The following is a 22,952-nucleotide window of genomic DNA, read 5'->3' as shown; positions in this document are numbered from 1 at the left end:
CACCGCCTGCCTCCAGCGCGCTTCCCCTCCACCGCCACACCGGGCTCTGGCCCGCCGCGCGTCGCCTCAGGCTCGCGCCCGGCCGCAGGGTAGCGGCGCCCTTGCCGGGTACCCTGCGCGCTGCCGGGCGAGCCGGGCGGGCACTCTAGGAATCGTGAGTTCCACCCAGGAATCCGGGCCGACCCCGCCGGACACACCACCCCCGCCCCCGCCCTCCTCGCCCGGCGACATACCGGTCGCCGCCCCGGAGCCCAGAACCTGGACGGTCCCGGGCGTACCCGAGCAGATCACCATCGTGGCCTGGGTGGTGACGGTGGTTCTCGCGTTGCTCGCGCTCGGCCGCCTGGTGCGTCTCGATGATGCGATCGACTGGCCGTACACCGTCGTCAACGCGCTCACGCCGCTGCTCTATCTGCCGGCCTACGCCAGCGTCGCGGTGGCCTTCGCCCGGCGGCGCAACCTCCTGCTGATCCTCTCGGTGGCTCTCGTCGCCGTCCACGCGTTCTGGACCGTGCCCGAACTGCTGCCCGGGCACGCCGAAAACGCCGCATCCGGCTCGGCCCGGCTGCGGGTGATGTCGGCCAACCTGCGCTACGACAACGTGCACGCCGACCGGCTGGGCGCGCAGATCCGTTCCGCCAATCCCGACGTGCTCGTCCTCGTCGAGCTGACGCCGCTGACGCTGTCCCGGGTGAGCTCCACCGGCGCGCTGCGGCCCTATGCCTACCACGAGGTCCATCCGCACCTGGGCGCGTCCGGCGCGGCGATCTACTCGAGGTTTCCGCTGCGGGACGCGTCCGCGCCGGTCATCGGCGGGTCGACGTCGCTGCGGGCCACCGTCGAGGTCGACGAGAACCGGCGCTTCGTGCTGTACGCCGTGCACACCATCTCGCCGACGTCCAGCGCCTTCACCAGCCGCTGGCGCACCCAGCTCACCGACCTGCGCCACGAGGCGGGGGCAGCCACCCTCCCGGTGGTCATGGCCGGTGACTTCAACGCCACCCGGGACCACCGCCCGTTCCGCCAGCTCGTCGACGCCGGTGTCCGCGACGCCCACGACGTCGTCGGCGGCGGATGGGAGCCGACGTGGAGCGCCACCGCGGTGATCGTGCCGCCGGTGCTGCGCATCGACCACGTGCTGGCCTCACCCGCGTTCGCCGTCACCGGCTTCCAGGTCGGCCGCGAGTTCGGCAGCGACCATCTCCCGATCATCGCCGATCTGGCCATGCGGTAGCGGTCAGCGGCCGGAGAACTTCGCCTTGCCGGGGCCGTCGGCGACGAACGACTCCATGCCGATCCGCCGGTCCTCGCTGCCCCAGAGGCCCACGAACAGCGCCGTCTCCAGCCGCAACGCCTCCGACAGGGCCAGCTCCCCGCCCTCGTCGATGGCCTGCTTCGCCGCCGCCAGCGCCAGCGCCGGACCATGCACGTACCGTTCGGCGATCTCGCGGGCCTGGTCGAAAACCTCCGCGGCGGGCACGACGACGTCGGCCAGGCCGATCCGCGCGGCCTCGTCCGCGCGCACCTGTCGGCCGCTGAAGATCAGGTCCTTCGCCCGGGCCGGCCCGATCAGCCGGGGCAGCCGCTGCGTACCGCCCGCGCCGGGGATGACGCCGAGCAGGATCTCCGGCACGCCCACCTTCGCGTTCTCGGCGAACACCCGGAAGTCCGCGCACAGCGCCAGCTCCAGTCCCCCGCCAAGCGCGTAGCCGGTGATCGCGGCGACCACCGGCTTCGGGATCCGGGCGATCTGCTCGAACGTGGTGGACAGGTCACGATCCCAGGCGGACGCCTCGGCGAAGTCCATCGACACCATCTTCTTGATGTCGGCTCCCGCGGCGAACACCTTCTCCCCGCCGTAGAGAACGACCGCGCGGATCGCCGGGTCCCGGGTGACCTCGAGGGCGATCTCCCGTAGCTGCGCGGCCACCTCGGCGTCCAGGGCGTTCATCGGCGGCCGATCGAGCCGGATCGTGCCGATTCCCCCGTCGACCTCAAGCCGCACGATACTCATCTGCGTGGTCCTTCCACCGTGGGTCAATCCGCCGCAGGCCACGATAGGACGACCGACGCTGATCTTCATCGCTCTCGCGAGCGGGGCGGCGTGCGCGCGACCCCTACCGAAAGGTCCCACCGGTTGCGCTGCGTGGGACGAACCGTGCTCGGCGTCGCTTACTGTGACGTATGTGGTTGTTCGGCCGGCAGCAAGGTCCGACGTCGGCTAGCGTCAGCCGAATGTCCGACGTCCGAGGTATCACTGTTGCCCCGGGCGCGCCGGAGCCGCTCGGGGTGACGTTCGACGGGGCCGGGGTGAACATCGCCGTCGTCGCCCCGGGGGCTGACACGGTCGAATACTGCCGGTTCGACGCGTCCGGGGCCGAGACCCGGCACCGACTGCCCGAGCGGGATGGCGGGGTCTGGCACGGCTACCTGCCCGGGGTCCAGCCCGGGGAGCACTACGGGCTGCGGGCCCACGGGCCGTATGACCCGGACCGCGGCCAGCGGTACAACCCGGCGAAACTCCTGGTCGACCCGTATGCCCGGCTGCTGTCCGGCGCCCTGCGCACCGATCCGGCGATCTACGGCTTCGGCGGCGGTGATCCCTACGGACGTGACCCGGACCAGCGCGATTCGGCGCCGTATGTCCCTCGCTGCGTCGTCACCGGCGCGGGTGGACGGCTCGGCCCCGCCGTCAGACCGCTCCGGCCGGCCCGGCGGCGCAGGGCGGACACCGGCCGGTTCGGTCCGGCCGAACCCCAGGGCTCGGTCTGGACGGGTCCGTTCTCTCATCCGGCCGAGAACCGTCCCGCCACCCCCTGGTCACGTACGGTCGTGTATGAGGCGCATGTGCGTGGCCTGACCCGGCGGCATCCCGGGCTGCCGGCGCAGCTGCGGGGCACCTACGCGGGCCTGGGTCATCCGGTGGTCGTGGACCGCCTGGCGCGGCTCGGGATCACCGCCGTCGAGCTGCTGCCGGTGCACGCCTCGGTCACCGAACCGTTCCTGCTCGAGGCCTCGAAGACCAACTACTGGGGGTACAACACCCTGGCGTTCTTCGCGCCGCACGCCGCCTACGCCGCCACCGAGGACCCGGCGCACGAGTTCCAGACGATGGTGTCCGCGCTGCACGCCGCCGGCATCGAGGTCCTGCTCGACGTCGTCTACAACCACAGCGCCGAGGGCAGCGAGCGGGGGCCGACGCTGTCGCTGCGCGGCCTGGACAACACGACCTACTACCGGGTCGAGCCCGCTGACTCCCGTCGCTACCGGGACGTCACCGGCTGCGGCAACACGCTCAACGTGACGAATCCGCACGTGGTGCGGCTGATCTGCGACTCGCTGCGGTACTGGGTCACCGAGATGGGCGTGGACGGGTTCCGCTTCGACCTGGCCACGGCGCTCGCGCGCAACCCGGACGGCTTCGACCCGGCGGCGCCGCTGCTCACCGCGATCCACGCCGATCCGTTGCTCTCGTCGGTCAAACTGATCGCCGAACCCTGGGACGTGGGCTCCGACGGCTACCAGGTCGGGGCGTTCCCCGCGCCGTGGGCCGAGTGGAACGGTCGTTACCGGGACACGGTGCGCGATGTCTGGAACGGGCGCACCAGCAGCGTCGCCGACCTCGGCTACCGGCTCACCGGCTCCTCCGACCTGTTCGAGCATGGCGGACGCCGGCCATGGGCGTCGGTCAACTTCGTGACCGCGCACGACGGGTTCCCGCTGGCCGACCTCGTCTCGTATGCCGGCAAGCACAACGAGGCCAACGGTGAGGGCAACCGGGACGGCGAGTCGGACAACCGCTCGGCGAACTACGGCGCCGAGGGCCCGACCGACGATCCGGGCATTCTCGCCACCCGCCGCCGGGTACGCCGGGGGCTGCTCACCACGCTGCTGCTGTCCGCCGGGGTCCCGATGCTGCTCGCCGGGGACGAGCTCGGCCGCACCCAGAGCGGCAACAACAACGCTTACTGCCAGGACAACGAGACATCCTGGCTGGCCTGGCCCGAGCCGGAGGCGGGCGTTCCCGCGAGGCCCGACGGTCGCGCTCGCGGTCGCGGTCGCGCCGGGGCAGCCGCGGGAACGGGAGAGCCCGGGCAGGCTGATGCCGCCGTCGGGGCCGATGATCCCGCGGGGCCCGATCCCCTGCTGGCGTCGCTGGTCGCGGGCCTGCTGTCCATGCGGGGTGAGCTGGCGTCGCTGCACCGGGACCGGTTCTTCCACGGCGGCGAGTCGGAGCCGGGACGGCTGGCCGACATCACCTGGCTGCGCGAGGACGGAAAGGTGATGTCCCAGGCGGACTGGTGGGCCGCCCACCTGGTCACTCTCGTCGCCCACATCGCCGGCGCCGCGGACGGACCGGATGGCGAGCGGGTGGGCGAACTCGGCGGCTCCGGAGTCGACGGCGCGGCGCGGGCCGGGGGCCTGGGCACGTCGACGGTCGGTGACCAGACGGGGCTGCTGTGCATCCTGCATCCGGACGGCACCGACACCAGCGTCACGCTGCCCGGCGCGCCCTGGGCCGAACGACTCGACCTGCTGCTGGACACCGCCGAGGAGGATCTCGGCGGCTTTCCGGCGACGCGGTCGGCGCCCCGACGGGTGCTGGCGGCGGGGGCGGAGCTGGCGGTGGCCGCCCGCAGCGTCGTCCTGCTGCGGACGCATCCACCGGCCTGAGCCACCAGCGCTCTCCCCCGGGCCGCCACACTCCCCAGGGCCGCCAGACTCCCCAGGGCTGCCAGACTTCCCGGGGGTGCGAAGCTCCCCAACTGCCAAGGCCCGGTACGCGGATGTCGTCGTACCGGGCCATGGTGCGGGAGTCGCGTCGAAGGGGACCGGAGACCTACGGGTTCGCGACCAGGCCGAGCTCGGCGACGCTAGCGGCCAGCGGGTGGCGCGGCAGGACCCGCACGGTGTACCCGAACGGCCCGGTGCGACCGAGCTCGATGACACCCTCGTAGCGATGGGAGCCGTCGCCGTCCTCAACGTGACTCAGTGAGAGGGCGCCCGGTGCGGCGATCCGGTCGGCGAGGTCCACCCGGCCATAGGAGGCGATGACGTCGACGTCGTCCGGGCCGAGGCCGCCGAGATCGATCGTCGCCCGCACCACCAGCGACTGGCCCACCTGGGGGGTGTCGCCGAGACCGGCGGAATCGACGTTGAGCACCCGCACCCCCGGCCAGGCGGCGCGCACCCGCGCCTTCCACGCCGACAGGTCGCGGGCACCGGCGAGGCCGTCCGCGGCCACCGTGCGGGCCGAGACCCCAGCCGGGACGTAGTACCGCTCGACGTACTCCTGCACCATCCGGCTGGCCAGCACCTGCGGGCCGAGGGTGGACAGGGTGTGCTTGACCATCGCCGTCCAGCGCCGCGGCGGGGAGCCGGCGGTCTCCCGGTCGTAGAACCGGGTGGCGACGGTGTTCTCCAGCAGGTCGTAGAGCGCGACGGACTCGATGTCGTCGCGGCGGTCAGGGTCCTCGACGCCGTCGGCGGTGGGGATCGCCCAGCCGTTCTGGCCGTCGTACAGCTCGTCCCACCAGCCGTCCCGGATGGACAGGTTGAGGCAGCCGTTGAGCGCCGCCTTCATCCCGGACGTGCCACAGGCCTCCAGCGGGCGCAGCGGGTTGTTCAGCCAGACATCGGAGCCGGAGTAGAGAAACCGGGCCATGCCGATGTCGTAGTCGGGCAGGAACACGATCCGGGCACGGACGGCCGGGTCGTCGGCGAACTGCACGATCTGTTGGACAAGCTGCTTGCCACCGTCGTCGGCGGGATGGGCCTTGCCGGCGATGACCATCTGCACCGGCCGCTCGGGGTGCAGCAGCAGGCGGCGCAGCCGGTCGCGGTCACGCAGCATCAGCGTGAGGCGCTTGTAGGACGGCACCCGGCGGGCGAAGCCGATGGTCAGGACGTCCGGATCGAACACCGACTCGATCCAGTCGAGCTCGCCGGGGGCGGCGCCCCGCTCCAGCCAGGACGCCCGCAACCGGCGGCGGACCTCGGCGACGAGCCGTTCCCGCAGCGCCCGGCGCGCGGTCCAGATGACCTCGTCGTCCAGCGTGGCGAACGCGCCGAAGCCGGCCGCGTCGTCGGCGAGCAGGCCGGGGCCGAGCTCGCGGTCGGCGAGTTCCAGCACGGTACGCGAGACCCAGGTCGGGGCATGCACACCGTTGGTGACCGAGCCGATCGGCACCTCGGCGGCGTCGAACCCGGGCCACAGGCCCGCGAACATCTCCCGGCTGACGATGCCGTGCAGCTTGCTGACGCCGTTGGAACGCTGGGCCAGCCGCAGCCCCATGTGGGCCATGTTGAACACGTTCGGGTCGGCCTCGACGCCGAGATCGAGGATCCGCTCGACCGGCACGCCCGGCCAGGAGTTGTCCCCGCCGAAGTGACGGGCGACGAGGTCGCGGGGGAAGCGGTCGATGCCGGCGGGCACCGGGGTGTGCGTGGTGAACAGGGTTCCTGCGCGCGCGGCCTCCAGCGCCTCGTCGAAGCTCAGGCCGGTCTCGGTGAGTTCCCGGATGCGCTCCAGGCCGAGGAAGCCCGCATGCCCCTCGTTGGTGTGGTAGACCTCGGGCGCGGGCGTTCCGGTGACCGTCGCGTAGGCGCGCAGAGCTCGCACCCCGCCGATGCCGAGCAGCATCTCCTGCAGCAGCCGGTGGTCGGTGCCGCCGCCGTAGAGCCGGTCGGTGACCCCGCGCTCGGCCGGCTGGTTGTCCTCGACGTCCGAGTCGAGCAGCAGCAGCGGCACCCGGCCGACCTGCGCCTTCCAGATCTGCGCGTGCAGGGTGCGACCCTCGGGCAGGCCGACGGCGACCTTCACCGGACGGCCGCCCGCGTCGGTGAGCTGGGTCAGCGGCAGGCCGTGCGGGTCGATGCCCGGGTAGCGCTCCTGCTGCCAGCCGTCACGGGACAGCGACTGGACGAAGTATCCCGCCCGGTACAGCAGACCCACGCCGACGATCGGCACGCCGAGGTCACTCGCGGTCTTCAGGTGGTCTCCGGCGAGGATGCCGAGGCCGCCGGAGTACTGCGGCAGCACCTCGGTGATGCCGAACTCGGGTGAGAAGTACGCGATCGCCGCGGGCGTGTCCGCCAGGTTCTGCCGCTGGTACCACAGATCCGTGCTCAGATAGTCCTGCAGGTCATCGTTGATGTCGGTCAGCCGGCGCACGAACCGGCGGTCGGCGGCGAGCGCGACGAGCCGGTCGTGGTCGACCTCGCCGAGCAGCCGGACCGGATCTCCCTTCGTGGCCCGCCACAGCTCCGGATCGACCGACTCGAACAGATCGAGGGTCTCCGGGTGCCAGGACCAGCGGAGATTCAGGACTAGTTCCCCCAGCGGAGCGAGCTGCTCCGGGAGCTGGGCACGGACGGTGAACCGTCGTAGGGCTCTCACGAAGTGGTGAGCCTAGACAGTCCTGGTGGCGTCGGCGCACGCGGGTTCGACCTGCGGGTTACGTTCCCCGAACAACTCGCCGACGGGCAGGGCGATCAGTGGCGTTCCTCCACCATTCGCCCGCCCGGACCCCCACTCCTCGCCCGCATCCCCTTCTCGCCCGCACCCCACACCCCACCCCACCCCACCGCTGCCCGCTGCCCGCTGCCCGCTGCCCGCTGCCCGCGATCTACTCCTCGTCGTCGCGGGCGGTGCGGACCCGGTCGGTGATGACGGCCATCACGGCCGGGTCGCGCAGGGTCGTGACATCGCCGAGTTCCCGACCGGCGGCGACGTCCCGCAGCAGCCGGCGCATGATCTTGCCGGAACGGGTCTTGGGCAGGTCGTCCGCCCAGATGATCCGGCGCGGCCGGGCCAGCTTGCCGATGCGGTGCGCCACGTGCTCGCGCAGCCGCGCCTCCATCGCGGCATCGCCGGTCTGCTCGCCGGCCAGCGTCACGAACGCCACGATGGCCTGCCCGGTCTGCTCGTCGGGCTCGGCGACGACCGCGGCCTCGGCCACCGCCTCGTGGGCGACGATCGCCGACTCGACCTCCGCGGTGGACAGCCGGTGCCCCGACACGTTGATCACGTCGTCGATCCGGCCGATGATCCAGTAGTAGCCGTCCGCGTCGAGCCTCGCCGCGTCGCCGACCACGTACGTCGTCGGGCCGAACCGGGAGAAGTAGGTCTCGACGAAGCGCTTGTCATCCTTGTAGAGGGTGCGCAGCATGGACGGCCACGGCTTCGTGATCACCAGGACGCCGGTGCCCTCGGTGACCGGCTCGCCATCCTCGCTGCGCAGCGCCGGGCTGATGCCGGGCAGCGGCTGGGTCGCCGAGCCGGGCTTGGTCGAGGTCACCCCGGCCAGCGGCGAGATCAGCACCGAGCCGGTCTCGGTCTGCCACCAGGTGTCGACGATCGGGCAACGACCGCCGCCGATGACCAGGTGGTACCAGAGCCAGGCCTTCGGGTTGATCGGTTCACCAACGGTGCCGAGCACCCGCAGCGAGGACAGGTCATGCCGGCCGGGATACTCCGGGCCCCACTTGATGCAGGTCCGGATCGCCGTGGGCGCCGTGTAGAACACGGTGACCTGGAATTCCTCGATGATCTGCCACCAGATGTCCCGGTCCGGATAGTCCGGGGCACCCTCGTACATGACGGACGTCGCGCCGTTCGAGAGCGGGCCGTACACGATGTAGGAATGCCCGGTGATCCAGCCGACGTCGGCCGAGCACCAGTAGACGTCGGTGTCCGGGTTGATGTCGAACACCATGCGGTGGGTGTACGTCGCGCCGAGCAGGTAGCCGGCGGTGGTGTGCAGAATGCCCTTCGGCTTCGCCGTCGACCCGGAGCTGTACAGGATGAACAGCGGATGCTCGGCGGGCAGCGGGATCGCCGGGCAGTCCGGGTCGGCCCCGGCGAGCAGCGCGTCGTACCAGACATCCCGCCCCGGCGTCATCGGCGCCTCGCTGGCGCCCGTCCCCACTCCCGCGGCCAGCCCCGTCCCGCTCGCCGCCGGCTCCTTTCCGCTCCCGCTCGCAGCCGGCTCCGATGCGCCACCGTCGCCGCCCGTCCTCGGGCCGCGCACGACCACGATGTGCTCGAGGGCCGGCAGATCACCGAGCTCGGCGTCGACGGCGGCCTTCACCTCGGCGCGCCTGCCCTTGCGGCGCGCCCCGTCGACGGTAATGAGCACCTTCGCCGCGGAGACCTCCATCCGCTCCCGGACAGCGGACGGCGCGAAACCACCGAACACCACGTTGTGCACGGCGCCGATCCGGGCACAGGCCAGCATCGCGACGGCCACCTCGGGGATCATCGGCAGGAAGATGCCGACGACGTCTCCCGCGGCCACTCCCAGCGAGCGCAGGCCGTTCGCCAGGCGCTGGGTGTCGGCGAGCAACTGCGCGTAGGTGACGTCGCGCCGTTCCCCCTCCTCGCCGCGCCAGTGGAAGGCGACCCGCTCGCCCCGGCCGGCGGACACATGGCGGTCCAGACAGTTCGCCGAGAGGTTCAGCTCCCCGTCGGCGAACCAGGTGTAGAAGGGCGGGTTCGTGTCGTCGAGCACCTGGGTAAACGGCTTGTCCCAGGTCAGCAGGTCGCGGGCGGCGTCAGCCCAGAACCGCTCGGCGTCGAGGTCCGCCGCAGCCCGATCGGCCTCGACCGGTCGCCGACGGGTGAACCCGGCCGGCGGGTCGAACCGCTCCACCGCCAGCATGTCCTCGAGCGTGGCCTCGAGCTCGGTCACGGTTCCTCCCACATCAGGGTGTCTGGGACCGGTACGCCCGGGACCCGATGCGCCCAGGACCGGATCACCGGTTTACCACGAACGGACACGGCTGAGCAGTATGCGGCGAAACCTCGCCTCGACAGCACCCGCCCGGCAGGCATCATGATCCGATCCTGACGATCAGGGGGTTCGAGGGCGCCCGCCGCGGATGAGGGTCAGGATGGTGGTGAGTAGCTGCTCGCCGGCCAGGCCGCCGGCATCCGCGGTGACGGTGACCTGCGGGGCCGTCCAGCCGAGTTCGTGCAGCTCGCCGTGGGCCGGGCGCACGGCGGCGTCGGCTGCGAGCAGCATCGGCATGTCCAGCACAGAATCACCGGCGGCGAGCTGGATGGAGGTGCCGGTGCGGCGGCGCACCTCGTCGACAGCTCGCTGCTTGGTCAGCGCCGTGGGCACCAGGTAGACCTTGCGTCCCTGCTGGGACACCGCCCAGCCGCCCGCCACGGCGTCCGCCGCGAGCTCGGTGAGGTCCGGGATGTCGGCCCGGGCGTGCGCGACGACATAGACGAACAGGTCGTCGGCCGAGCGCACGGTCCGCGCCCAGCCGGCGGCGAACCGTTTGGCGCGGGCGAGCATCTCCGCGAGCGGCTCGCAGGCGGCGAGGTCCGCGGCGACGGTCTCGGCCCAGGCCGGATCGGGCTCACCGCCGACGAGCAGGTGCCCGCCGTTCGCGGCGACCGCGTACGGCGGCCGGATGCGCAGGTCCACCCGGCGGTACTGGGCCAACGTCCGAGTCGTCACGGGGACGACGACGGCGACGCGCGCCAGTTCGGCGAGCAGCTCGAGTTCCCGCGCGGTCGCGTACGACAGCGGCGCGCCATCCAGCCGCTCCACCTCCACCACGGACGGGTTGGAGGGGATGGGCAGCAGCAACGAGCGGGCCGAGAAGATCAGCGTCTTGTCCAGGTCGAGCGCGGCGAGATACGTGTGGCTCCCGCCGTTCGTCGACGCGCTGATATCAGCCGAGCAGGTGGCGCCGACGGATGCCGCGCCGGCTGACCTCCCGGCGGCGGACGTCACGCGACCGGCGGACGTCACGGGACCTGGGGGCGCCAGCGGGCGCCGGGGGTGTGGAAGGTCGGCGCGTCGCCGAGCGGACGGACCAGACCGACGCAGGAGAACGGCAGGTCGGCCCGCTGTTCGACCACAACCCCGCGGTCAGCGGCCAGCGCGAGCACGTGGGCGAGTTCGGTCAGGCGGTCGGGGGCGACGAGGATGCGCCACGGCACCCGGCGCAGCAGCACCCGGGTCGTCTCCCCCACGCCGGGCTTGACCATGACGACGTCGGGGATCTCGTAGTCCGCGGCGATGCGCTCGACCGCCGCCCATCCCTCCCAGGTCGGGGCGCGATCGGCTGCCCACAGCGCCGGCCAGGCGGCGTCGATCTCGTCCGCGACCGCATCGAACTGGGCCACGATCGTCTCGATGAAGTGGCGGGACAGGTCGTGCGGCGCGAGCTCGCGGTAGAACTTCGCGCCGTGGAAGTCGTCCGGGCCGATGTGCTCGGCGTTGAGCACCGTACGGCTCACCAGGCCGCTGACCGTGGAGTTCAGGCAGGCGCTGGGGATGAGGAAGTCATCGCGGGTGCCGTACAGCGGCACACAGCGGGCGGGGTCGGCGAGCACGGCGAGGGTGTCGTCGAGACCGAGTCCGGCCAGCGCCTCGGCGAGCACCCGGGTCATCACGCCCTTGCCGGTCCAGCCGTCAACGAACTGGATCGCCGCCCGGTCGAACCGGTCGGTCAGATGGCGCACGGCGTTCATGTCCACCCCGCGATCCTTGATCACCGAGATGGCGTGGTGCGGGACGTCCAGACCGTGCCGGAAGCCGTACCAGCGGCGCATCAGAATGCCGATCGGGGTACCGGCGCGGGCGATGGAGACGAGCACCGGATGCGGCTTGGTGACCCGCACGAGCTCGGCGACGACGCCCGTGGCCAGCGCCACGCGGCGAGCCGAGCGTTCCAGCGCCTGATGGTAGAGGCGCAGGTAGCTGTCATCGGGTTGGTATTCGACCGGCAGATCCTCGGAGTAGTGCCGCCCGGACTGCATCGCCTCCTCCCGGTCCTCGGTGGGGCGCTCCAGGTCGACTCCGGACAGGTCGGTGAGCAGGAACGTGACGTCCGCCGGGTCGTAGGACCCCGAGCCGATCGTGCGCGCCGCCGCGGGTGTGCTCATGGGTGCGGCCTGTCCTCTCGGGTCGTCCTGTGCGGGGTCGGCAGGGCTGCTCGCGCGGCTGCTCGTGCCGCCGTCGGCCGAGCGGGAAGCTGGGCGGTAGGACGGCACGGACAGGACGGTGACGGGGGCGCAGGCACACAACCGCGTGACGAGGCCACCCGGGTCGGCCGAGGGGGTCGGCGAGGCGCTGTCCACACCCGAGTCGACGATCACGACGATGTCGTCGTAACGGCCGGGACCGACGTTGTAGACGTGGCTGGCCCGGCTCGGGTCGTCCGGGGCGGGGAAGGTCAGCGCACTGCGGATCGCGCAACCGTCGACGTCGAGGGGATGGACCGGGGAGCGGGTCGTCGACTGATAACGGACCTCTCCCTGGCCGCCGCGGGCGAGTGCGGCGGCGATCCGCATCGGGACGTACATGAACTCCTCGGTGCCGAGCACCAGGGTCCGCCCACGGGGTGCGGTCAGCGCCGCGCGCACGGTCGCGGCGAGCGGGTCGAGCAGCGCGTCGAGCCGGCGGGCGTCATCCGGCGACCAGCCGAACCGCCCGCCCTCGGGCAGCTCCTTCGGCCAGGACGCGCTCAGCCACCGCACCGGGACGACCGGCGGCCCGGCCGCGCTGGCGGTCGGCAGGTCGTTCGCACCGGCCGGCAGACCGTTACCGGGTGGGTCGAAACGGGCGCGAATGTCCGCCGCCCGCTCGGCGATGTCCGCCGGGACGGTGACGGTCGCGGCCACCAGTGAGACGACGTCGATGCGCACCCCGAGCTCGTCCGCGAGCTCCGCGAACGCCACCCTGGCAGGTGCCGGCCGGGCGTCCACCAGGGCGGCCACGACGTAGTGGGCGCGCGGAGCGTGGGCGTGCAGGATCCGGATAGTGCCCAGTGCGGTGCGCCCGGTGGACAGCTCGTCGTCGACAAGCACGATCGGGCGGCTCTCGCGCAGGATCGCCGGGTCGCGCGGGACCAGCCAGTGGAACGAGGCGTGGGAGTGCGACTCGGTGAACTCCAACACCGGCGGCACGCCCGGGGTGTCGCGGCGGGTGGTGTGCAGGTAATGGCTGCCGGGCAGGCCGTCGGCGACCGTATGGCCGAGCGCCGTCGCCGTCTCGCAGTAGCCGATGACCAGGGCTCCCCCACGAGCCGGGAGGCCCCGACCCTCGGGGGCGCCCTCGACGCCGAGACCGGGCAGCTGGCGGATCTGGGCGGCGAGCCGGGCTCCGGCGGCCAGCGCCACGGTCGGTTCGACCGGCAGATGCTTGCCGAGCACCCGGCTGACCAGCAGGTGCGCGCGACGGGGGTTACGCCGCAGGGCGAGGCCGACCAGGTCGTCCAGATCACCACCGCCCGCCTGCGCGGTCACGTCGGCCACAAGCCCGAGCTCCGACCAGAGCCAGCCCGCGCCCGTCGCCGGCGGATCCGCCATGGTGGTCATCGGCCGGTTCCCACGGGTGCCGTCGCGGTGGGAGTGGCGACCATGGGCGCCGCCGCGGCGGGCACGATGACGGTGGGTGCCGTTGGGGCCGGCGCGAGGGTGGCGGGCGCGGCGGCGGGTTCGGCCGCGCCGGCGGCGGCGAGGACCTCGACGAACGTCTCGCCCTCCCGCAGCACGCCGAACGCCCGGGCCCGGCGCAGCACCGCCTCAGCCCAGGCCCGGTGCGGGCCGAGCTCGTTCATCTTGTTCGCGTAGCTCGAGCGGCGCACCCCGCCGGCGTTCCCGGACGCGGCGTTGCCGGTGAGGATCGACTCGGCGTCGGCGTACTCCTCCTGACTGACGACATGCAGGGCGTGCACGGCCAGGATATGGCTGGGGTGGATGACCGTCTTGCCGCACAGGCCGTTCGCCCGGTCCAGGACGACCTCCCGAATGAGCCGGTCGAGGTCAGCGGAGACCAGGGCGCTGCGCATCCGGACGGCCTGCTCGCCGTCGACCCGCTCGGCCTGCGCGAACGGAGTGACCCGCAGCGAGCTCACGAACAGCCGCTCGGGCGCGGCGAAGTACTCCCACACCGGTCCGGTGACGACATGGTCACCGCCGCGGGCGCAGATGTTCACGATGTCGGCGATGCAGTCGCGCACCACGGCGATGTCGTAGATCGTGAGATCCCGGTCGCGGCGCAGGCCGAACAGGCCGCACAGGTCGGTGGCACCGAGCCGGATGGCCAGCACCTGCTCCACGTGCTTGTCCACCAGGCGGCGCACGGCGCCGAGTGCCTCCACCCGGGTCTCCCGGTAGATCACCGGCGGACTCTCCAGCACCGGCATCGCCCACAGCGGCCGGCCGATCGAGTCGGAGGCCCGCAGCACCGCCTCGAGCGCCATCTGTCCGCCGTCCTCGGCGAACTTCGGCAGGACGAACCCGGCCAGGCAGCGCGCGCCGCCCACGCCCAGGCGGCCGACGAGGTCGGGGATCTGGCTCACCGCGCGGACCCGGACGAACAGCAGTGGCATCCCGTCGCCGGAACGGGGCGGGTCGTCGGCCAGCTCCCGCAGCGCGGCGACGACGTTGGCCTCGGCGTCGGCGACCTCAGTGTCGGCGATCGCGTCCTCCAGGCAGAGCACCATGGACGTCACGCCGGACGCCGTCTGGCGGCGCACGTCATCGGCGAGCCGTGATCGGGTGCCAGGCGCGTAGAGGGTGGCGCCGAGCGCCGTGGCAAGCAGCCGGCGGTCGCCGTCGACCGGAATCTCCTCCGGCGGCCGGTGGAACAGCGCCTCGACCACCAAAGGGTCGAGGAAGGCGAAGTGGCGCACCCGGCGATCTCCTCGTCTCCCGCGGCAACGTCGCTCGACCCCGGTCCCGACGGGCCCGACGGTCATCCCGCCGGCGCCCGGTGTCCCATAGCCGGGCGTCGGCCAAAGCCGACAAGATCGCCAGACGTCACCTGTCGGGCTGACCGTACCCGGCCGGGGATGTCTTGCGACAGACCATGACAGGCGTCAGGCTGACGACACTACGTAGTCACCTCCCGGTCATTTTCAGGCTGCCGACCAGCGCCTCGAGCCCGCCCCGAGCCCGCGGCGCCCTGCGGCCCGGCGCTCCTGGAAACGACGCGGCGTGCCACCCCCCAGCCGGGAACGTGGCACGCCGTCGGGATGCGCGGCCCGTGGGCCGCGGACGGATCAGGTTCCGCCGGTGCCGAAGTACTTCTTGTACTCGGCGGAGGCCTTCGGGTTCTGACCACCGTTCATGATCGTCGAACAGACGTTGCCAGGGGCCGCGTCGGCGAAGTAGGCGTCGTAGCCCATCGTCGCCCCGGCCGACTTGAACGTCTGGTACATCTTCTGGATGTAGAACGCGTTGTCGCCGCCGCCGTCTCCGGAACAGGAGGCGACACCCCACTCGCCGACGCCGACCTTCTTACCGTGCTGCTGCGCGAACCGGATCACGTAGCACAGGCCGTTGACGTCCTCGCACTGCTTGTTCCACGTCGCCTCGTCCTTGGACGGCGGGAAGTGGTCATACGAGTCGATGCCGACGTAGTCGACGTACTGGTCGCCAGGGTAGGCGCCCCACGGGCTGTTGCCCGAGGGCACTGGCGAGGCGTGCGCGTTGAACGTCCAGTCGATCTTGACCTGCGGGTCGGTGGAGCGAATCGCCGTGGCGATCTTCTGGAAGCAGGTCCTGAAGTTCGTCGGGTCGGAGTCGGTGTGCCAGTACATGAACGTGCCGTTGAACTCCCAGCCGATCCGGATGATCGAGTCGGCCCGGTTGTGCGCGACCAGGAAGGTACCGAGCTTCTTCCACTGGCCGTCATAGGAGCCCTTGGCGCACTCGGCGTTGCTGCCCTGGCCCTGCGGGTAGGTCGGCTCGCTGATGAGCAGCTTGCCACCGAATCCCTTGAACGTGTCGACCGGCCAGCTGGGCTCGACCAGACCGCCCCACCCGGAGGTGCGGTCGGTGTAGACGTGCACGAGATCATCGGAGCGGCCCCGCCAGTTGGCGAACGCGGTGAGCGTCGACATCTCGTGCGTCTGATATCCAGACATCCAGGGCAGGCCGGACAGAGTGCCACCCGCGACCGCGGCCGCGGCGCCACCCTGGGCCGGGCTGGCCGGCGACACCGCCGGTGCCGTGGCCGGCGGCACGGCCGGGCTGGCGGCCGGGACCGCCGGGGTGACGGTCGGCGGGCCTGCCTGCGTCGAGGGATGGGGCCTCGAACCGGGCCTGGCCGTTGGAGTGGGCGCCAACGTCACCGATGGGGTGGCGGCGGTCGGGCGCGGGACGTCCGCCGTGCTCCCGTCCGCGCTCGGCGACACCGCTGGGGAGGCGGTGGGACTCGGGGTGCTGCTGGTGCCGGTATCGGCGCCAGCTGTGGTGCCGGAGCTACCGACCGGGAGGTCAGGCAGGGCCGGCGCGGCGGTGAACTCCTTGGCGGCGGCCTCCGGACCCGTCACGTCGAGGGAGCCCTCGGCGCTCGAGCCGCTCTGGGTCGCCTTGACGTTGACGGCGCCCTTGAAGTCAGCCGGGACACGGAAGCCCAGGATGAACCGCCCGTCGGTGTCCGCCCGGATCAGGGCGCTGCCGCCGAGCCTGGTGGTCTGGGCGGCGACGGAGACATCGTTACCGGGGGCGAAGCCGCGGCCGCCGACGAGCACGATGTCCTCGTCGAACAGCACCAACGCGATCCGGGTGGTGGTGCTGGGCGTCATCGTCGTCAGCGGGACCTCGAGGCCCTTGGCGCCGGTGGCGGGTGAGGCGGAGGCATCCGGCGAGGTGGTGGCGTCCGGGGTCGAGGCCGGCGCCGGAGTAGCCGTCGGTGTCGGCGTTGCCGCGTTGGCCAACGGAGAGGTTGCCTGGAGAAGCCCGACGATGAAGACCGTGACGAGCCCGAATCGGGCGCCGACACCAGCCGGTCGCCGGGGACGTCTGGGCCGATGATGGGCGGCACGGGAACGACCCGGCCCGCCTCGGGACACAAGAAAGACCGGACGGCCGACCAGAGGGGTAGGTCGGCCACAAGAGGTCGAGGCCATGCTCGCGCGCTGCCTTTCGGTGAGGGCGTGAGTCGACGCACCCACCGGCCACGCCACCGATCGACCACCGGATCCGGCCGCATCACGACGACCCGTGGAACGTCCCCTCCGCGCTGGTCGCAGCCGGCGACCGCTCAGCGTTCCCTCAGGTCCGACGGCACCGCACCGGGCCGCCGAACGGGCTGCCAGGGCGGCCCGATCGTGATGCCGGCCGACCCTGACCACACGACCGGGACGGACCGACAGGTGCCCCGGCCCGATGGCAGATACCCATCAGACCGGTACTGGAACTACACGTGATGGGACCAATCGTAAACGCAGCTCAGGCATCGAGGAACGGCGCCAGGGTGAATACTTTGCGTGGTAGTGCCGCCATTGATGATTGAGCGCAACACCTCAGCCGATAAGCGACATACAGCCAACGTATCAGCCATATACCCATGTGGAATAGCCGATCCACCCGAACGGGTAGGGGCGCGACACCCGCCGCCACGGCGTCCGAGGCGGCATCCGACGCGGGCACTACGCCGTGTCGGCGCCGCGCGTGGCGTGTTTCGCCGGATCCGCGCGCCCCTCGTCACGCGCACCGCGGACGCGACGGCTACCCCGCCCGTGACCGCCCGAATTGCCGAGACGTCCCCCCGCGCGGGGAGCCCTCAGTGACCGCCGAGACCCGGAGACGGCGACTGCGGGGATGATCCCCGCAACCTGGCCGTCACCCAACGCCAGCTTTGTCGGGATGAATCGGACATAAGGCGTCGAAAAACCCTACAGAGAGACCACGGCCATCACCTCGAGGCCCTTAAAAGCAACAAGACAGATAAAAGCGACAGCCACGATGTGTGACCATCATCCGCAATCCCGTGATCGGGGTGCGCGAGCCCATGCTCTGATTCCCGGACCCGACCCGGAGCGCGGAAGCCCGGAGTGCCGAAGCCCGGAGCGCCGAAGCCCGGAGTGCCGAAGCCCGGGCCCGGCCGCGATTGTCGCGGGCGCGGTCGTAGCCGCGGAAGTGCCAACGCCCGAAGTGCCGAAGCCCGGGCGTCGGAAGGTCGACGTCCGGGCGCGCAAGGTTCAGGGTGGCTCCGGCTCGCGGACTCGCGGTCCGCAGGACCGGCGACGCTGCGCCGTCAGCCCTGCCCCAGCCCCTCCGAAACCGACGCGGCCTGAGAGTGTCCGCTGGTCAGCGTACGACGAGGTCCTCGTCTGCCGGGTGGGTGACCGTCCAGCCGGTCGGGCGCAGCGCGGGCAGCAGGCGTACGCCCCATGGCAGTTGGGCGCCGTCCAGGGTGACGTCGATGGTCCGGGTGACCGCCTGATCCACTGCCGCAAGTCGAGACAGCTCGTGTGCCTCGACCGCGGCCCGAGGTGGTGCGGTGCCCGGCCGGGCGAACAGGATCAGCTCGCCGACCGGTCCCGAGGTGTGCACCTGCACCCGCATGGTCCGTCGACGCCAGCCAGATCGGCTCACCGTGTAGGTGACGGTGGGCAGCACCTGCCCAAGCTGGGGAGCATCTCCCATCGGCCCGGCGCTCGGCCTGGTCGCGCCGTCCAAGGCCGCGCCGGGGCCCAACGCCCGGGCGATCCCGAGCTCGTCCGCACCGCCCGGACCTGATCCGGCCCCCCCGTACCCACCGCCCGCGGCCGCTGGGCCGCCCGGATGGGTGGGGTCGGCATAGCCGCCGCTCACCGCCGGTATCGACGGTATCGACGAGGTCGACGGACCGACCGGAAACTCCGTGGCGACCGGGATCGCCGCGCCCCCCGCGGCCGACAGAGAGCCCGAGTGCGACGGCCCGCCGGCAACGGGCGGCCCGCCGGCAGGAACCGACGCCAGGATGGGCAACGCTCCGGTAGCGGACACCACCCCACCGGCCGGCAGCGTCCCATCGGCCGGCAGCCCCCCACCCGCCGGCAGCGTCCCATCGGTCGGCAGCGTCCCATCGGCCGGCGGTCTCCCATCGGCCGACGGCACCCCCGCGGCCAGCGGCACCCCACCGGCTACAAGCGCCCCATCGGCCAGCAGCCCCCCACCAACCCGCAACGTCTCATCAGCCGACACAGCACCATCAGCCGACACAGCACCATCGACCGGCAGTGCGCCGCTTGTCGGCAGTGCGCCGGTCACGGGCATCCACCCGGTCACGGGCGTCAAGGGGTGGCCGGGCGGGAAGGACGCCGCCGCGGTGGGCGGGAGGAGCGGCATCGCCCCGGTGGCAGGGGAGCCAGATGAATGCGGTCCGCCATGGCTCGGCAGCGGACCAGTATGTGCGTCGGAGAGCGGGTATCCACTGGCAGGGCGGCGCGGAAGGGCACCGCCAGGCGGCGTGTCGGCCGACCCGGCACCGGCCGGTCCCGCGGATGCGGTGCCACCACCAGGAGGGCCGCCACGAGGAGTTCCGCCGTACGCCGTGCCGCCAGACGCAGGGCCGCCAGATACAGGGCCACCAGACGCAGGGCCACCAGACGCAGGGCCACGGAGTGGGGTGCCATCAGATGGGGCGCCGTCGGCCGGCATACCGCCGTAGGAGGGGACAGGCGGCAACGGACCTGGGCGGGGCGCCGTCGGCCGCTGGAACCGATGGGTCGGCGCCGTCGGGAGGACGGCATAGCCGATCGGCCGTGCCCCGACCCCACCGCCAGGCCAGGCCGGGTGGGCGACCGGCTGCGGGTACACCACACCACGCGACGGCTGTCCCTGAACATCGGCAGGCTGGGCGCCACCCCCCGGTGCCAGCCCGGCGCCCGGCGGCAGGCTGCCGAGGGGATGCGGCGCGGTGATCGACTCGGCGTCACGCGGATGCCCACCGATGGTCGGGCCGGTCGGCATCGCCGCCGGGGGTGGGTCGGCGCGGCTGGCGGCCCGGGCGAGGACACTGACGCCGGCACCCGCGACTCGTACGATCCCACCCGCCCGGTACATCGGGTAAGCGGCGACGTGGTAGGCCCATCCGTCGGCGGGTGCGGCCAGGTGCCAACCGCCCTTGACCTCCAGGCTGGTGTTGGTGACCCGGGCGCTGGCCGCACGCGGATCGTCCGGGCCGGTCGGCGGACGGTCACGCCGCCACAGCACCCTGGCCTCGGTGACGCCCGGCGGCATCTGGAAGGACAGCACGATCGCGTCACCGCGGTCGTCGGCCCGCAGGTCGCGTACGGGTTCGATGACGACGTGCCGCAGTGCTCGGCCGACGACGGCCACCGCGCCGTGCACCGTCACCGGGGTGTAGACGACCTCGCCGACGGGCGCCGACTCGACCGCCTGCCCGCCACGGCCCGCGGCGACGAGCCGCACTGGCCCGGTGATCGCCTCCAGCACGACCTCGTCCCCCTCGGCGCCGAGGCCCCCCAGCGGCAAGGGGCCGGAGCCCGGGAGCGTCAGGCCGGGCGAGCCGGGCAGGCCGCCGGCAACCGATGACACCGGTGGGACCGAGGCTGCGTAGATCCGCACCTCCAGGCCCGGCGGCGGTGTCCAGCGCAGTGTCGTACGCCCGCCCGCGGTGACGGCGCTGAGATCCTGCACCGGACGGGGCCGTGCGGTCACCTCGATCTCCACATCGGCGCCCGCGGTGTGCGCGAGCTCCCCGGTGACGTCGGGATATTCGATGAACACGTGGTAGCGATAGGTGACGCCGGCGGAGGCGTCGGTGTCGTGAAAGGAGTTGCCGGCCACCCGGGCCCTGCGGGTCGGCTCGTGGCCGGCCGGGCCCGACACGGCAGCGCCAGGCCCCGTCGTCCGCTCGACGGGAGCCGGCATCACTGTCCGCTCGACGGTGACGGGTCGGGTCCCGCCGTCCAGGCGCCACTGCAGGCGCACGCCCGCCGCGGTCCGCTCGGCGCGCAGCTCGCGGACCTCCCGGGTGCAGACGACGAGGGCGGTGACGACAGGTTCGGATCGGCGCTCGCCGCAGATGGCGGTGACCTCGTAGCGCACCGGTGTCCAGGCCGGCGCGCCCGCGTCGGACAGCTCGGTCGCCCGGGTCGTGCCCAGGCCCCGACGGGCCAGCGCCGCGCCGCCGCCGTCGACCAGCAGCAGTCGCTCCACCCGGTAGGACACCGGCGTGCAGACCGACGGAGAAGCCCGCCAGCGCAGCGCCACCGTGCCGTCCGACCCGGGCAGTGCGACCAGATCGCTCGGCGGCGGCAGCGGCAGCGCGGCGAGCGCGGCCAGCGCGTCCCGGTTGTCCGCCGCGCTCGCGAGCACGGCGACGAGCGCCGCCTCCTGATCCTGCGGGGGCAGGGCGCGGGCGGCTTCCACCCGGCGTCGGATCACGGCGGCTGCGGCGACGAGCTCGCCGAGCACCTCGGCGGGATTGCGGCCATCGGGACCGGGCACGTCGGCGGCCTGGGCGGCAAGCCAGCGGGCGTCGTCGAGAGCGGCGTCGGCGCGGCTGGCGGCGCGGGCCTGCGCGAGTGCCCGCCAGCCGGCGTCGGCGGCACCGAGCGCGGCGGAGACCCTGGCACCGAGCTCCTCGGCGGTGCCGGCGACCGGCCCCCCGACGGCGGCCAGGACCGGATGGGCGGCGGCGAGCAGCTCACCCGCGGTCCGCGGCTGGCCACCCTCCAGAGCGCGGCGCACCGCGGTCAGGGCCTCGGCGGCCTCCTTCGCCTGGCGCAGGCTGTGCCCGCAGTGCCGGCAGACCACCGCGGCGGCCTCGGTGAGCGCACCGCACGACGGGCAGGTGGTGTAGAGGTCGATGTCGCAGTAGCGGCAGTGCTGGGCCGCGCCGGCCACCTCAGGACGCCCACAGCCGGGGCAGACCACGTAGTTGACGACGCCGCCGACGTTCACCGCCGCGCCAAGCTCCCGGGCGACGCCGAGAAGGACGGATTTCGCCTGTGCGGCGGTCAGGCCGCGCCCGGTGGCCAGGGCCGCGCGCACCAGGCCCTCGAAGGCGACGGCGGTGAGCTCGCCGTCGAGCACGACGTGCTCTTCCACCGCGGGACGCAGCTCGTCGGCGGCGTCGGCCATCAGGCCCGCGGTGTAGGCGGCCGGGTCGCTCTCGATCAGCCGGGCCGAGACGAGGGCCAACAGGTCGGCGGCGACCGTCTTCTCCCGGTCGTGTGGGCGGCGGCTGTTGGCGGCCGCCGCCGCGTTGTAGGCGGCCCGCAGCCGCTCGGGCGAGGCATCCGGGGTCAGGCCGAGGAACGCCCAGAGGGAGGCGCTGGAGACCCGATCGCCGCCGCGCAGCGCGCGCAGCTCCCCCAGCCGGTCGGCGATCTGGCGGCGCACCTCGCTGGGTAGCGGCTCGATCCCACCGCCGACGCCGTCGACGATGATCTGCTCCCGGCCGAGGCGGGCGTCGAACTCGGCAGCGGACACGCCCGCCGCGGCGGCGAGCCGCCGCAGCCCCTCGACCCGGGAGGCCGGGATTCCGCCGAACCGCTCCCGCACCGTGGCCAGATAGCCGTCCACCTTGGCCAGCCGCTCCGCATCGCCACTGCGCCGCGCGGCCAGCACCCGGGAGCGCACCTGCTCACGCGAGTGCGCGTCGCGCAGCGGCTCCTCCCACTCGGCACGGCGGCGCACCAGCTCCGTGGCGAGCGTCGCGTACTTGGCCGAGTTGCGCTCGCGCTGCAGGAACGCAACCACCCGGATCAGATGCGCGCCGACCTCTGAGTCGGCATGGCTGACGGTGGGATCGAGGCCGGCGATCAGAAAAGGATCGGCCGTCTCCACCGAGGAGCTCGCCCGCAACGGCGCCAGCACGCGCTGGCGGTACCCGCTGCCATCGAACGCCGCGCTCAACGCTCCACCTTCGTCCCACCTGCCCGTCGGACCGGTCGGTAACCCGCCCGGCCCCCAGGGCGCCGAACGCGGGACGCGGAACGGCAGCTCAACCGTTCCACACCCGCAGGCCCACACCCGAGAGTAGTTAGCGACGCCGGGCCACGGGACCAGACGTCGCGGACGTCGCGGCCGGGACCCAGCGCGAGCGGTGTCGGCATGACCGTTCCCGCTCGTTCCCGGTCCCGACCGGGTGTCCGGGCCAGAACCTTACTGACTTCCCGAGCGATGCCCGTAAGCGCGGGTGAAGGGGGATAAATACGATTTCGTAACAGTTAGCGAA

General features: G+C 72.6%; 10 protein-coding genes and 1 pseudogene. 2 read left to right on the top strand and 9 right to left on the bottom strand.

Annotation, left to right across the window (positions count from 1 at the left end; all coding sequences use genetic code 11):
• Positions 1–154 precede the first annotated feature (154 nt).
• Positions 155–1,234: an endonuclease/exonuclease/phosphatase family protein gene (locus tag MXD95_RS18090; RefSeq protein ID WP_250641831.1), complete on the top strand. Its 1,080-nt coding sequence runs from the start codon at positions 155–157 to the stop codon at positions 1,232–1,234.
• A gap of 3 nt (positions 1,235–1,237) precedes the next feature.
• On the opposite strand, the gene MXD95_RS18085 is transcribed toward MXD95_RS18090, so the two are convergent.
• Positions 1,238–2,014 (bottom strand): enoyl-CoA hydratase/isomerase family protein, encoded by a 777-nt coding sequence (locus tag MXD95_RS18085; RefSeq protein WP_250641830.1) that lies wholly within the window; start codon positions 2,012–2,014, stop codon positions 1,238–1,240.
• Positions 2,015–2,235: 221 nt separating this feature from the next.
• On the opposite strand from MXD95_RS18085, the gene glgX reads away from it, so the two are divergent.
• Positions 2,236–4,674, top strand: coding sequence for a glycogen debranching protein GlgX (gene glgX, locus MXD95_RS18080; protein ID WP_250641829.1), 2,439 nt, complete (start codon positions 2,236–2,238; stop codon positions 4,672–4,674).
• A gap of 166 nt (positions 4,675–4,840) precedes the next feature.
• Here glgX and glgP read toward each other — a convergent pair whose 3' ends face one another.
• The 8 genes and pseudogenes from glgP to MXD95_RS18040 form a co-directional block, all read right to left on the bottom strand.
• A complete protein-coding gene (glgP, locus tag MXD95_RS18075) occupies positions 4,841–7,399 on the bottom strand; it encodes an alpha-glucan family phosphorylase (RefSeq protein ID WP_250641828.1) in 2,559 nt (852 codons plus the stop codon).
• Between the two features lie 229 nt (positions 7,400–7,628).
• Positions 7,629–9,662: an acetate--CoA ligase gene (locus MXD95_RS18070; RefSeq protein WP_250641843.1), complete on the bottom strand. Its 2,034-nt coding sequence runs from the start codon at positions 9,660–9,662 to the stop codon at positions 7,629–7,631.
• Between the two features lie 192 nt (positions 9,663–9,854).
• Positions 9,855–10,688: an HAD family hydrolase gene (locus MXD95_RS18065; protein WP_250641842.1), complete on the bottom strand. Its 834-nt coding sequence runs from the start codon at positions 10,686–10,688 to the stop codon at positions 9,855–9,857.
• Positions 10,689–10,765: 77 nt separating this feature from the next.
• The gene (locus MXD95_RS29710) at positions 10,766–11,908 is read right to left on the bottom strand and encodes a cysteine protease StiP family protein (RefSeq protein ID WP_250641841.1); all 1,143 of its coding nucleotides are present in this window, start codon (positions 11,906–11,908) and stop codon (positions 10,766–10,768) included.
• Positions 11,909–11,974: 66 nt separating this feature from the next.
• Positions 11,975–13,333 (bottom strand): annotated as a pseudogene (locus MXD95_RS29705) (phosphoribosyltransferase family protein); the annotation flags it as partial.
• Positions 13,334–13,338: 5 nt separating this feature from the next.
• Positions 13,339–14,661: an HpcH/HpaI aldolase/citrate lyase family protein gene (locus tag MXD95_RS18050; protein WP_250641827.1), complete on the bottom strand. Its 1,323-nt coding sequence runs from the start codon at positions 14,659–14,661 to the stop codon at positions 13,339–13,341.
• A 369-nt stretch (positions 14,662–15,030) separates the two neighbouring features.
• A complete protein-coding gene (locus MXD95_RS18045) occupies positions 15,031–16,692 on the bottom strand; it encodes a glycoside hydrolase family 26 protein (RefSeq protein ID WP_308301520.1) in 1,662 nt (553 codons plus the stop codon).
• Positions 16,693–18,067: 1,375 nt separating this feature from the next.
• Complete coding sequence (locus tag MXD95_RS18040; RefSeq protein WP_250641825.1) at positions 18,068–22,630, bottom strand: zinc ribbon domain-containing protein; 4,563 nt, start codon at positions 22,628–22,630, stop codon at positions 18,068–18,070.
• Positions 22,631–22,952 lie beyond the last annotated feature (322 nt).

This window comes from Frankia sp. AiPa1 (genome assembly GCF_023243075.1).
GTDB lineage: Bacteria > Actinomycetota > Actinomycetes > Frankiales > Frankiaceae > Frankia.
Note: the sequence above shows the minus strand (reverse complement) of the source record. Positions and strands in the feature narration are given on the sequence as shown.